The sequence below is a fragment of the Segatella copri genome (assembly GCF_009494395.1).
Lineage (GTDB): Bacteria > Bacteroidota > Bacteroidia > Bacteroidales > Bacteroidaceae > Prevotella.
The window spans coordinates 34,259-46,028 of the sequence record NZ_VZCB01000033.1; the positions used below are offsets into that span (position 1 = coordinate 34,259).

At 52.0% G+C, this 11,770-nt stretch carries 10 protein-coding genes; 3 read left to right on the plus strand and 7 right to left on the minus strand.

The genetic code is table 11. The features are described 5' to 3' along the window. Positions 1 to 107 precede the first annotated feature (107 nt). Positions 108 to 1,616 (plus strand): right-handed parallel beta-helix repeat-containing protein, encoded by a 1,509-nt coding sequence (locus tag F7D73_RS03540; protein ID WP_153122313.1) that lies wholly within the window; start codon positions 108 to 110, stop codon positions 1,614 to 1,616. A gap of 168 nt (positions 1,617 to 1,784) precedes the next feature. Next, entirely contained in the window at positions 1,785 to 2,453 is a 669-nt protein-coding gene (locus F7D73_RS03545; protein ID WP_194256838.1) for a tetratricopeptide repeat protein, read from the plus strand. A 64-nt stretch (positions 2,454 to 2,517) separates the two neighbouring features. Here F7D73_RS03545 and F7D73_RS03550 read toward each other — a convergent pair whose 3' ends face one another. The 3 genes from F7D73_RS03550 to F7D73_RS03560 all read right to left on the minus strand — a co-directional run bounded on the left by F7D73_RS03550 (position 2,518) and on the right by F7D73_RS03560 (position 5,376). Next, positions 2,518 to 3,000, minus strand: coding sequence for a cytidine deaminase (locus F7D73_RS03550; protein ID WP_153122315.1), 483 nt, complete (start codon positions 2,998 to 3,000; stop codon positions 2,518 to 2,520). Positions 3,001 to 3,036: 36 nt separating this feature from the next. Further along, positions 3,037 to 4,326, minus strand: a complete 1,290-nt coding sequence (locus F7D73_RS03555; RefSeq protein ID WP_153122316.1) for a M64 family metallopeptidase — start codon at positions 4,324 to 4,326, stop codon at positions 3,037 to 3,039. A gap of 123 nt (positions 4,327 to 4,449) precedes the next feature. Beyond that, the gene (locus tag F7D73_RS03560; RefSeq protein ID WP_153122317.1) at positions 4,450 to 5,376 is read right to left on the minus strand and encodes a glucosaminidase domain-containing protein; all 927 of its coding nucleotides are present in this window, start codon (positions 5,374 to 5,376) and stop codon (positions 4,450 to 4,452) included. Positions 5,377 to 5,522: 146 nt separating this feature from the next. Here F7D73_RS03560 and F7D73_RS03565 point away from each other — a divergent pair, with 146 nt between their 5' ends. Next, entirely contained in the window at positions 5,523 to 5,960 is a 438-nt protein-coding gene (locus F7D73_RS03565) for a 2-amino-4-hydroxy-6-hydroxymethyldihydropteridine diphosphokinase (RefSeq protein WP_153122318.1), read from the plus strand. A gap of 31 nt (positions 5,961 to 5,991) precedes the next feature. Here the strand turns inward: F7D73_RS03565 and nrdG are convergent, their stop codons facing one another. The 4 genes from nrdG to F7D73_RS03585 all read right to left on the minus strand — a co-directional run bounded on the left by nrdG (position 5,992) and on the right by F7D73_RS03585 (position 11,491). Further along, positions 5,992 to 6,507 carry an anaerobic ribonucleoside-triphosphate reductase activating protein gene (nrdG, locus tag F7D73_RS03570; RefSeq protein WP_153122319.1) on the minus strand — a complete coding sequence of 172 codons (516 nt, stop codon included), beginning with the start codon at positions 6,505 to 6,507 and terminating at the stop codon, positions 5,992 to 5,994. A 27-nt stretch (positions 6,508 to 6,534) separates the two neighbouring features. After that, a complete protein-coding gene (locus F7D73_RS03575) occupies positions 6,535 to 8,754 on the minus strand; it encodes an anaerobic ribonucleoside triphosphate reductase (protein WP_153122320.1) in 2,220 nt (739 codons plus the stop codon). Positions 8,755 to 9,072: 318 nt separating this feature from the next. Next, positions 9,073 to 9,909 (minus strand): type II pantothenate kinase, encoded by an 837-nt coding sequence (coaW, locus tag F7D73_RS03580; RefSeq protein ID WP_153122321.1) that lies wholly within the window; start codon positions 9,907 to 9,909, stop codon positions 9,073 to 9,075. A 115-nt stretch (positions 9,910 to 10,024) separates the two neighbouring features. Continuing rightward, positions 10,025 to 11,491: an SLC13 family permease gene (locus F7D73_RS03585; RefSeq protein WP_153122322.1), complete on the minus strand. Its 1,467-nt coding sequence runs from the start codon at positions 11,489 to 11,491 to the stop codon at positions 10,025 to 10,027. Positions 11,492 to 11,770: the final 279 nt, after the last annotated feature.

An 11,770-nucleotide genomic window follows, 5' to 3' on the forward strand; every position in this document is an offset into this window, starting at 1 on the left:
AGTTTATGTTGCGGTTGGCTTTCTGCAAGGCTGCATAATTGAATGCAGGCAATAATAGTAAAAAGCAGAATGCAATAATACGTCCCTTTTTTCGTTTTATAGAAGATATGAAACGAAAAAAGGGATTTTTTTATATAGTAGGTTGTGGAGCGCTGGCGGCTGCGATGCTGTCGGGATGCGCGGAAGACGAGAGTTTCTCTACGTCTCGGAGCGATGTGCTCTCATTTTCAGTAGATTCCGTATCGCTCGATACCACGTTCTCCAATGTGCCTACGCCTACCGCCTCTTTCTGGGTGTATAATCGTGCAGGCAAGGGCTTGCGCTGTTCTTCGGTGCGGCTGGAGAACGGCAATCAGTCGGGCTTCCGTGTCAATGTGGATGGAACGTATCTGGGCGAGACGGCGGGCTATCAGACTCAGGATGTGGAGGTGAGGAAGGGTGATAGCATCCGTGTCTTCATCGAACTTACCTCGCACACGCAGCATCAGGATACGCCCCGGAAGGTGGAGGATAACCTAGTGTTCACCCTGGAGAGTGGGGTGCAGCAGAAGATGAATCTCTATGCCTATTCCTGGGATGCGCTGATGATGCGCAATGCCAGGATCAGCCGCGATTCGCTCCTCCAGTCGGCTAAGCCGGTGGTAGTGTATGGTGGTATTCGGGTAGACAGTATGGCTACGCTTACTGTGGGTGCCGGCACGCAGCTCTTTTTCCATGAAGATGCCGGTATGCAGGTCTACGGCACGCTCAAGGTGAAGGGCGAGGCGGGCAAGGAAGTAGTGATGAGGGGCGACCGGTTGGACCGCATGTTCCCTTATCTGCCTTATGACCGCACGCCGGGTCAGTGGCAGGGCATCGAGTTGATGTCTTCTTCCTACGACAACGAGATTTCCTATGCCGATATTCATAGTGCCTATTCTGCGCTGAAGGTGGATTCGGGTGATGTGAGCCGTCAGAAGCTGCTCCTGCAGAATTCTTCGGTTCATAACAACCAGGGTTGGGGCGTTCTGATTGATTCTGCCAAGGTGCAGATCAATAATTGCCAGCTGAGCAATGCCTTGCTCTCTCCGCTCTTCGTCCATGGCGGTGATGTGGAGGTGAACGGCTGTACCATCGCTCAGTTCTATCCTTTTGATGGCAGGAGGTCTACGGCTCTCGGTTTCCAGTATCCGCTCCCTCAGCTCACGGTGCGCAATTCCCTGATTACGGGCTATCATGATGATGAGGTGGTTTGGACGCCACCGTCTTCTTCTTCCGAAAGTGCTTCCGGGGATGGTTCCTCTTCTTCAGAAGGTTCCTCTGCGGAGATTCCTTTCAATTTCCTCTTCGACCATTGCGTGCTTCGCACGGAGAAGATGCAGGGGGACGACAGTCTGAAGTTTACCCATGTCGTCTATGAGGATGTGAAGGATACCACGATGTATGGCGAGAAGCATTTCGTGCTGTTCGATACCGATAATCTGAAGTATGATTTCCGTCTCCGCAAGGAGTCGGCAGCGATAGGAAAGGCTGATCCGGCTACCTCATTGCCTGTAGACAGGAACGGGTTGAGGAGAAAGGAGACGCCTGATGCCGGCTGCTATGAGTCGGAGTATGAGAATGGGGAGGAGGAGTAAATGAAGTTTAGGGTATTGGTTGGTAGCCTGCTTGTCTGGGGGAGTTTGCCGGGTTGGGCAATGCCGGGTAGTTCAATGTCGGGTAGTTCAATGTCGGGTCGGACAATGCAGAGTTTGGGAATTTTAGCCCTTTCTGGGGGTAGGAGCTTTTGTGCTTTCAGCCCATCCTTGGAGCACTCGAAAAAGATAGAAGAAAGCGCTTCCTTTCAAGAGAAGAAGGGGGATAGGAAGGAGGATGCCGAGCAGTTGGCGAGGGCATTGGATTACTTCGCTTCCGAGAAATTTCATGAGTGCCTGGTGTTGCTCCAGCCGCTCAACAGGCGTTATAAGCTGAATCCCCGCTACCGGGCTTATCTGGCGGTGTGCCTGTATTATGAGTGGGAGTATGCCGAAGCCATCCGGCTTTTTGATGAGGTGATTCCGCAGTTGCAGGGTGTGGCTCCCCATGAGCTTTCGCTCTATTACTGGATGGATGCCGAGAGTTATTTTGCGCTCCAGCAGTATGCCCGTGCCTTGCCGCTCTACGGGAAGATGCTGCCGCTCTGCAGGGATAATGAGAAGCCTGATGCCTATTATCGCCTGGGCTTCTGCCATCTCTTTGCGGCAGAAAGTTCGGGGGCTTCTTCTTCAGAAAAGGTTTCGGGTTCTTCGGAAAGTTCGGAGGCTTCAGAAAAGGCTTCGGGTTCTTCGGAAAGTTCGGGTTCATCGGCAGAAGAAAGGAAGAAGGCGAAGGAATGTTTCGAGCTTTCCCTGGAAGGATATTTAAAGTATAGGAACACTCCCAAAGAAAAGGCAAGAATCGCTCAGATTCGCCACATGTTAGGAGGTTTGAAATAAGACAGAAACTCCCGCTAGGCTTTTCCGATTGCCTAGCGGGAGTTTTGTTGATGATGAATTCCCTTTATTCCTTCATGTTCGCATCCACGAAAGAGAAGGGGAGGAGGTCCTTGATGCTGTGGAAGCAGAAGATGCCATTCTCGCCATAGAGCAGGATGCGGACGGGCTGCTGATAGCGGTCTTCCATTTCCAATATCACCTGGCGGCAGGCACCGCAGGGCGAAATAGGCGACTTGAGGAAACCGTTCTCGTTGCGGGCAGCTATCGCCAGGGTGGTAATCGCCAGCTCAGGATAATAGCTCTGCGCACCAAAGATGGCACTGCGCTCGGCACACAGTCCCGATGGGAATGCCGCATTCTCCTGATTGGCTCCTATCACCATTTTGCCGTCGGCAAGAAGACAGGCAGCACCTACGTAGAAATGACTGTAGTTGGCATAGGCGTGATTCGTAGCGTCCATCGCTTTCTTCACCAACTCCTGCTCTGTTTCGCTCAACTCCGAGAGCTCAGCTATCTGGTATTGGATCTTTAATTCTTTCTCTTTCATAAGTTGTTCTATTATAGGTTTTTTTAACCGCTCATACTACTTCGTATAGAAATCGATGATCTGCTTCAATGCATCCTGGCAAACGGCGCAGAACTCCGGAGTCTCGTTGATGCGCATGCGGCAGTCCTGAACGCCACGGTATACGCCCTTAGGACTGTATCCGGCACCCTCGAAGACGCCCACCTTGGTCTTTGCCACCTTCTCGTTCTTTGACAATGGAGTAGGAACCTTGGTGCCCTTCTTGATCATGTTCTCCCATTTTCCGTGGAAGTCGGCAAGGGTGGTGATGTTCTTCTCCCATGGCTCCACATCGTGTGGATACATCGGAATCTGCTCTGACTCGTAGGCATACTCATCGGCAAGACCGGCAAATGAATGTCCGAACTCGTGTACCACTACCGGCTTGAACCACTGCTGGTGGCAGGTGGTGAGGTTGTAGGAGTTGAGGATGCCGCCGCCACCGTATTTGTCTGAATTCACGAGGACGATGATGTGCTCGTATGGCGTACCAGCCAGCCAGTTGTGCAGGTCCTTCAGATGCAGGGTGGTCAGGTATCGGTCGCTGTAGAAGGTGTCGAAATGGGAGCTGAGTGCAGTCTTGTGCCAGATGCCCTTGGAAGGGATGCTAGGTCCGCTCTCCTGGGATGGCGACTTCACGGCAACGATGTTGAAGCGGTCTCTCATGCTCTTGAACGGCTCGTGGGCGAAGATGGCCTCCGTAGCCTCCTTGGCATCCTTCAGGAAGACAGGCATTTCTGCCTCGGTGTAGCCCTCAGCCACGTAGGCGATGTGGATACACTTGGTGGTATCGGCAGCCTGCTGCAGGGTTTCGTAAGGAGTTGGCTGGTTGCCCATCTGATGGATGAGGATGTCCTTTGGAGCCACCTGATGGGTGAGCGATGTCATCACCTCGCGTCGGTTGTTGCGCAGGTCTACGGTGATGTCTACCGTATCCTTTGGCATCGGCACGAGGAATACGTTTTCGAAACTCTGTGTATTCTTCTCTGATTCCGGGTAGGAGAGCCATTCCTGGAAGAGGGTAGAGAAGGAGTTGCGGTAAATGACCTTGCCCGTGCGATGGTCGCGGACGGTAATCTGTCCGTTGCCCTCTACAGGCAGTTCAGCCAGTCGCTGGTGCCTGCCATACCATCGTGGCATCACGTTCAGCTGGTCTACGGCAATCATCTGTGTCTTCTTGTTGCCGGCAAAGGTATAGTCTACTCGCAGTGTCTTGTCTACGAAATAATCGTCAAAGTTCTGCGCCTGTATTGTGCTGGGCGCCAGCAGCATCGCCATGGTGGCGAGGGATAATATCATTTTCTTCATTGTCTTTTCATTTGAAATTCACATTCACATTCACATTTCGTTCACATTTCCGGCAGGTGCCATGAAATCACCGAATCACCAAGTGACCGAATCACTAATCACTAAAAAATAATCACTAATCAATTATCTCACTCTCAGCCTGTCGCCTATTCTGAGCTTGTAGTCGGCAGGGAGATGGTTCTTCTTGTAGAGATACTTCATGCGCATGCCATACTTCTGCGAGATGGTGTACATGCTTTCTCCCGGCTGAACCACGTGTGGACGTCGCTTGTACTGCTTAGGCGCCTTCTTGCGTTTCTTCTTCAGATAGATGATGTCGCCCTTCTTCAGCACGTCGTGCTTGTCGCGCTCGTTGTATCTAGCCAGTTTTCTCCAGCTGATGCCCACTTCCTTGCCCAGTGCCTTGAAGGTATCTCCCTCGCGGGCATAGAGATAGTAGTTGTCGTTGAACAGGTGGATAGGGTGGAGCAGCCCCTGACCGTTGATAGGCTGGTCGGTGCCGCTGTGGCTTGCCATGAAGCGGTCGTAGCGCTTTGCCTTGTCGTAGTCGAAGAGCTTGTAGAGTTCGATAATCTGTATCAGCTTGTTGGCATACTGCGGATTGGTGGCATAGCCGCAGGCCTTCAGTCCTCTCGCCCAACCCTTGTAGTCGGTCTGCGAGAGCTGGAACAGTCGGGAATAGCGTGGCTGTCTTGCAAGAAACTTGCTATGGTCTTCATAGCTGTCTCTTGCGTCACGGTATACTCTGAAGCATTCGCCCCGGGCATCGTCGTCATGATACTGTGTAGGACCGGTCCAGTCGTGGCATTTGATGCCGAAGTGGTTGTTGCCCTGCCTCACGAGGTCGCTCCTGCCGGCAGCACTCTCAAAGAGTCCCTGTGCTAGGGTGATGCTGGCAGGTATGCGGTAACGTAGCATCTGTTCGATGGCCAGGTCCTTATACTGGTTGATGTATGTCTGGTAGGTCTGATTCCATTTCATCTGTGCTCCCGAAGAGAGTGCGCAGGTTGATAGCAAAAAGGCCAGAAAATATGTTTTTATTCGATTCATAGTGCAAAAATAATAAAAAAAGGAATAAAACCATCATTTATTTAAGTATTTTCACTATCTTTGCATAAGAATTATATTAATTGGCTGCCTTCGGCAATTCGGGGAACCGTTCTTTCGTAGCTCCCGGCAGCAAAAATGAAGAGAAAATGCTTAATTTCAAGAAGAAAATACTGATCATCTTTGCAGTGGGTTCCAACGAGAATCAGAAGAATCATGTGGCTATGGCCAAAAGTCAGCTGGAGAATGCCTTTGAAGACATCAGGTTCAGCCCTGACATGTGGACCAAACCCATCGGCATGCCTCATTCCAAACCGTTTCTCAATACGGTTGGGGCGACGTATGTCCATGTGGTTGAGGACCGTGTGCTGCAGGCGTTCCGGGATGTGGAGCGGAGATGTGGGCGCACCGTTGCCCGCAGCAGGCGTGGGGAGATTCTGATAGATGTAGACCTGCTCTTCTATGAGGATCACTTCTGCCATGAAGAGGACTGGGACCGCGACTATATCCGGCAACTGGTCAGGGAACTCAAGCCGTATCTCTCGGAAGAAGAGTGGAAGATGCTGGCGGAGAAAATCAAGGAATAAAAAAAGAATCCGAATCTCGTGCTTTTGGGAATCAGAGCACGGGATTCGGATTTTCTTTTGTGAGATGTATTTCTACTACCTTGCCTTCCTGCAGGGATTTCTTTACATTGATGATGCGCTGGTTGCTGCTGCCCCGGAAGAAGAGGTCGGTATCGCGCTTGTCCTTCTGGTAAGGACCGTCTACCAGTACGTCTATCAGCTTCAGGAGTTCAAGCTGAGCCGGATTCTTCACCAGATTCTCGAAGAGAAAGCCCGTGAAGCACCAGATGGTCTTGTCGCTCTGCTGGCGGATGGCTCGTGCCAGTTCGGCAAAACCCTCTGCCTGAAACATCGGGTCGCCGCCCGAGAAGGTGACGTTGGCGAAGGGATCGTCCATGATTTCCTTCATCAGCTCCTCGGTAGACGTCATCGTGCCATGGTTGATGTCCCATGACTGGGGATTATGACACTCCGGACAGTGGTTCGGGCAGCCGGCACAATATATGGATGTGCGGAAGCCCGGACCATCTACCATCGTATCATGTACTACGCTTAATACGCTGATCATTAATCAATAATCACTAATAATTAATCACTACTTTGAACCTCCAATATGTGTCACACGGTCGTGGAGCTCTGCCAGCTTGCCACTGTTCCAGCGGTCGGTGGTACCTACCAGGTAGCCGGTGATGCGCTGAAGCTTGTCGATGTGGTGGCTGCCGCACTTTGGACAAACCTCCAGGTTGGCATCAGCATTCTCGTAGCCGCAGTCCAGACAGCGGTTGCGGTTGTGGTTCACGGAACCGTAGCCCATGTTGTACTTGTCCATCATGTCTACCACGCTGGCGATGACTGCTGGGTTGTGGGTAGCGTCGCCGTCAATCTCTACATAGAAGATGTGACCGCCACGGGTCAGGTCGTGGTAAGGAGCCTCGATCTTTGCCTTCTGCAGCGCTGTACACTTGTAGTATACAGGCACGTGGTTGGAGTTGGTATAGTAGTCGCGGTCTGTAACGCCTGGGATGATGCCAAACTCCTTGCGGTCCTTCTTGGTAAACTTGCCGCTCAAGCCCTCGGCTGGGGTAGCCAGCACGGAGTAGTTGTGGTGATATTTCTCGCTGAATTCGTTGGCACGGTCGCGCATGTAGGTCACGATCTTCAGACCCAGCTCCTGAGCTTCCTCGCTCTCGCCGTGGTGCTTGCCGATGAGCGCCTTGAGGCACTCTGCCAGTCCGATGAATCCGATGCCCAGTGTACCGTGGTTGATGACGCTCTCGATGGTGTCAGTAGGCTCCAGCTTGTCAGCGCCCACCCAGAGATATTTCATCAGCAGTGGGAACTGCTTTGCCATGGCTGACTTCTGGAACTGGAATCGCTCGTCCAGCTGCTTGGCAGTGATATCCAGCAGGTTGTCGAGCTTGGCAAAGAACATGTCGATGCGCTGCTGCTTGTTCTCGATGCCCATGCATTCGATGGCGAGCTTCACGATATTGATGGTAGAGAAGCTCAGGTTGCCTCGTGCGATGCTGGTCTTCTCGCCCCAGCGGTCTTCGAATACGCGGGTGCGGCATCCCATGGTTGCTATCTCCCACTTGTAGCGCTCAGGGTCGTCAGCTCTCCACTTCTCGTTCTGGTTGAATGTGGCATCCAGGTTCAGGAAGTTAGGGAAGAAACGGCGTGCTGTCACCTTGCATGCAAGCTGGTAGAGGTCGTAGTTTCTGTCCTCAGGCAGATAGTTGACGCCTCTCTTCTTCTTCCATATCTGGATAGGGAAGATGGCAGTCTCGCCGTTGCCCACGCCGTCGTAGGTGCTGAGCAGGATTTCGCGCATGATGCAGCGACCCTCGGCACTGGTATCCGTACCATAGTTGATGCTTGAGAATACCACCTGGTTACCGCCACGTGAGTGGATGGTGTTCATGTTGTGGATGAAAGCCTCCATAGCCTGATGCACGCGGTTCACGGTCTTGTTGATGGCGTGCTGCTCCAGGCGTGCCTTGCCCTGCAGTCCGTCCAGCGGCTTCTCCTCGTAGTCATCGATAGGAGCGTCGTAGAGGTCCTTCAGGTCTTCGCCTGTCAGCTTCTCCAGGTTCTTCACCTCTTCCTGATACGACATGCGTACGTATGGAGCCAGGTAGAAGTCGAAGGCTGGGATAGCCTGTCCGCCGTGCATTTCGTTCTGGCAGGTTTCCAGCGAGATGCAGGCCAGTACGGCTGCTGTCTCTATGCGCTTGGCAGGACGGCTTGAACCGTGGCCTGCGGTGAATCCGTGGTGCAGGATGATGTCCAGTGGATGCTGCACGCAGGTGAGGCTCTTGGTTGGATAGTAGTCCTTGTCGTGGATGTGGAGATAGTTGTGCGTAACGGCGTCGCGCGACTCTTCTGAGAGCAGGTAGTCGTCAACGAAAGGCTTGGTGGTCTCCGATGCGAACTTCATCATCATTCCGGCAGGAGTGTCAGCGTTCATGTTGGCATTCTCGCGGGTGATGTCGTTGTTCTTGGCATTGACGATGCTCATGAACACGTCGCGTGTCTTCGCCTTGCGGGCGATGTTGCGCTGGTTGCGGTATGCGATATACTTCTGGGCAACATCCTTGCGGGCACTCTTCATGAGTTCCATCTCGATGGCGTCCTGGATGGCCTCCACGCTCATCTGGCTCTTGCCACGATAAGAGATGTGGTCAGTGATCTGCTCGATGAGGGCGGTATCTTCACCCTTATCGGTATGCAACATGGCTTTACGGATTGCAGCCATTATCTTTTGTTCGTTGAATCCAACGATGCGTCCGTCGCGCTTTACTACTGTCTGAATCATTATACTATTACTTTTACGATTAATGACTAAATTGCTTTATATTAAGTTCTTATGTTACGAATAGATTACAGTGTAACCATTTTCGACATTGCAAAGATACAAATAATTCCTGAAACGGCAAGCTTTTGGATAACTTTTTTATAGTTAAAAAATATTAAGTCGCTGAAAATCAAGGAAATAATAAAACGTTTTGGAAAACCTTTACAAAAATTTGTTTTCCAAAACGTTTAAATGGTTATATATCAGGCCGTTGCGGCGCTGTGCTTTCTGTGGGTGCTTTTTTCTTGTTTCTTGTGCTTTCTCTGCCGGGGCAGACTGTTACTCCTTCTGCCCCCTCTTGTAGTCGAGGGCAGCGCCGATGGCGGTACAGAACTCCGAGTATTTCGGTATTCTGAATCTCACGCCGTAGAGCTTCTCCATTGCAGGGAAAACCTCGCGGCACTGGGGCAGGAGGGTGAGATTGCCTATCATCACGAAGTCCTTGATGCCCGATTCCAGGGACGAGAGGATGGTGGCAGAACCGATGCTCTGCAATACCATGCCGATGAGTCCCATGGCGATGTCCTCGCGCGATGCATTCGCCTTGGCATTGCTGAAGAGCGAAGCCGTGGCGGTCATCGGAAGACCCGGCAGAGGCTTGGCGCTGATGTCGCCTATCAGGAGGTTGATCTTCGAGATGTCACCGTCCTTAGCCAGGTTCACTATCTGCTTGATGTCGTCGGTCTTCAGCATGATGCGGCTCAGTCCCGCCAGGGTGCCGCCTCCGATACCGATACCTCCGATGTGCTTGATGTCGTTGCCGTCGCATTTCACGAGCGATGTTCCCGTGCCCATGCTCACCACGATCATGCGGTCGAGCTTGCTCTCATATCGGGCTCCCAGTCCGTCGGCAACGAATTCCTCACTCTTCGATGTGGGCAGACCGTAAATGCGCTCGTCGATGTAGGCTGCTCCCACACCGGTCAGCATCACGTGTTCCACCTCGTCGAGGGCAATCCTGTTGTCGTGCAGGTATTTTCCGAAGGCTCCGTAGAGCGATGTGATGGGGTCGGTAGCCTTGATGCGGATAGGGCTGATTACCATTCCGCTGGCGTCGATACCTACTATCTTGGTCGTAGAAATGCCTACGTCTATTCCGATTACTATCTTCTTCATCTCAATATTTTTCTGTATTTTGTTTTTGCGGGTGCAAAGTTACTCCAAAAAAAAGACACTGCAAAATAAAACCTCATTTATTTTGCAGTGGTCTCTTATTTATTGTAGTTTCTCCTTACAGGATTCCCATGCGGCAGAAGAATACCAGCACGGAGTAGCCTATCAGGATGCTGATGACACCGATGGTGGCTCCTGCCTTCACCATGTCAGTCTGCTGGATGAGTCCGGTAGAGTAGGCGATGGCGTTAGGAGGGGTTGAGATAGGCAGAGACATCGCACAGCTGGCTGCTACTGCCACACCGATGAGGATGGTGGATGTACCGCCGATTTCGGCAAGCTTGTCGCCCATGCCGGCACATACCACGCTCAGGATAGGAATCAGGAGGGCTGCGGTGGCGGTGTTGGAGATGAAGTTACTCAGCGCGAAGCATACCAGACCGGAGATGACCATGATGACCAGCGGGTTGAACTCGCCAAACGGAATACTCTTCACGGCTACCTCGGCAAGTCCGGTACCGTTCATCGCAAGACCCAGGGCGAAACCTCCGGCTACCATCCAGATAACCGCCCAGTCGATGTCCTTCAGGTCGTTGGCGTTGATGACGCCCGTGAAGGCGAACACAGCGATAGGCAGCATAGCCACGGTATTGGCGTTGACGCCCAGCTGCTTACCGAATACCCAGAGGATGATGGTGAGGATGAATGTGGCAGCCACTACGGCTGTGCGCCAGTTGCTCTTCGCATGGCTCTCTATCTTGATTTCGATGGTTTTCTGTGAGAATGGGAACATCTTGAGCAGGATGAACCATGCCACGATGAGCATCAGGATGACCATCGGCGCCATGATCATCATCCAGTCGCCGAATCCGATGCCCATGTTCAGTCCCTGAGGGTCGTTGAGCACCTTGTAGGCGAAGGCGTTAGGAGGGGTTCCGATAGGTGTACCCATACCGCCCAGGTTGGCTCCGATAGGAATGGCCATGGTGAGCGCCACGCGGCCCTTTCCGCCCGGAGGCAAAGCCTTGAACACAGGGGTGAGGAAGGTGAGCATCATGGCTGCGGTGGCTGTATTGGAGATGAACATCGAGAAGATGCCGGTGATGAGCATGAAGCCCAGCAGCACGTGCTCCGAGCGCTTGCCGAACGGGGCTATCAGCACTTTTGCCATCTTGGCATCCAGTCCGCTCTTCGTGGCTGCTATCGCCAGCACGAATCCGCCCAGGAAGAGGATGATGGTTGGGTCGGCAAAGCATGCCATCACACCCTGATAGTCGAGCAGCTGTCCCATCTCGGCCTCAGAACCCTGCATGATCTTGAATGCCGAGTCGCTGGCAAAGAAGAGCAGCACGAAGATGATTACCACACTCGTGGCCCAGGCCGGAATAGCTTCGGTGAGCCACAGCATCACTGCCATCACGAAGATGGCGATGATGCGCTGTTGAACTACTGTCAGTCCGTCGATGCCGAAGCTGTCGATGGGCAAGTTCCAAACGATGACCGTGACGAGTGCCGTCAGTAGGAAGAGCAGTGCCTTCTTGCGATTAAAATCGCCGGTCAGTACCTTTTTTACCGTTTCTTGCATTTCTCTATGTTATTATGTTATTGTGTTATTTGTTAGTTTTGCTTTTAAATTGATAGTTTTTCTTTTCTTCCGGTCCCAATACATTATTATATATATAAAGGGGCTTTCAGATTATTGGAGCGCCACCTTGGGGCGGCACTCCAACACATTGCAAAAATACATATAATTTTTGAAAAAACCATGTTTTATCGGGAAAAACGATGGAAAAAGCACTTTTTTTAGAGAAAATTACGCTAAAAACTGCCGAATAGCTTAAAATGAGCTATTTATGAGTCTTTC

Coding starts and splice junctions, on each gene's coding strand:
- F7D73_RS03540 (WP_153122313.1), top strand. CDS start 108: ATGAAACGAAAAAAGGGATTTTTTTATATAGTAGGTTGTGGAGCGCTG.
- F7D73_RS03565 (WP_153122318.1), top strand. CDS start 5,523: ATGCTTAATTTCAAGAAGAAAATACTGATCATCTTTGCAGTGGGTTCC.
- F7D73_RS03560 (WP_153122317.1), bottom strand. CDS start 5,376: ATGAATCGAATAAAAACATATTTTCTGGCCTTTTTGCTATCAACCTGC.
- F7D73_RS03555 (WP_153122316.1), bottom strand. CDS start 4,326: ATGAAGAAAATGATATTATCCCTCGCCACCATGGCGATGCTGCTGGCG.
- nrdG (WP_153122319.1), bottom strand. CDS start 6,507: ATGATCAGCGTATTAAGCGTAGTACATGATACGATGGTAGATGGTCCG.
- F7D73_RS03550 (WP_153122315.1), bottom strand. CDS start 3,000: ATGAAAGAGAAAGAATTAAAGATCCAATACCAGATAGCTGAGCTCTCG.
- F7D73_RS03585 (WP_153122322.1), bottom strand. CDS start 11,491: ATGCAAGAAACGGTAAAAAAGGTACTGACCGGCGATTTTAATCGCAAG.
- coaW (WP_153122321.1), bottom strand. CDS start 9,909: ATGAAGAAGATAGTAATCGGAATAGACGTAGGCATTTCTACGACCAAG.
- F7D73_RS03575 (WP_153122320.1), bottom strand. CDS start 8,754: ATGATTCAGACAGTAGTAAAGCGCGACGGACGCATCGTTGGATTCAAC.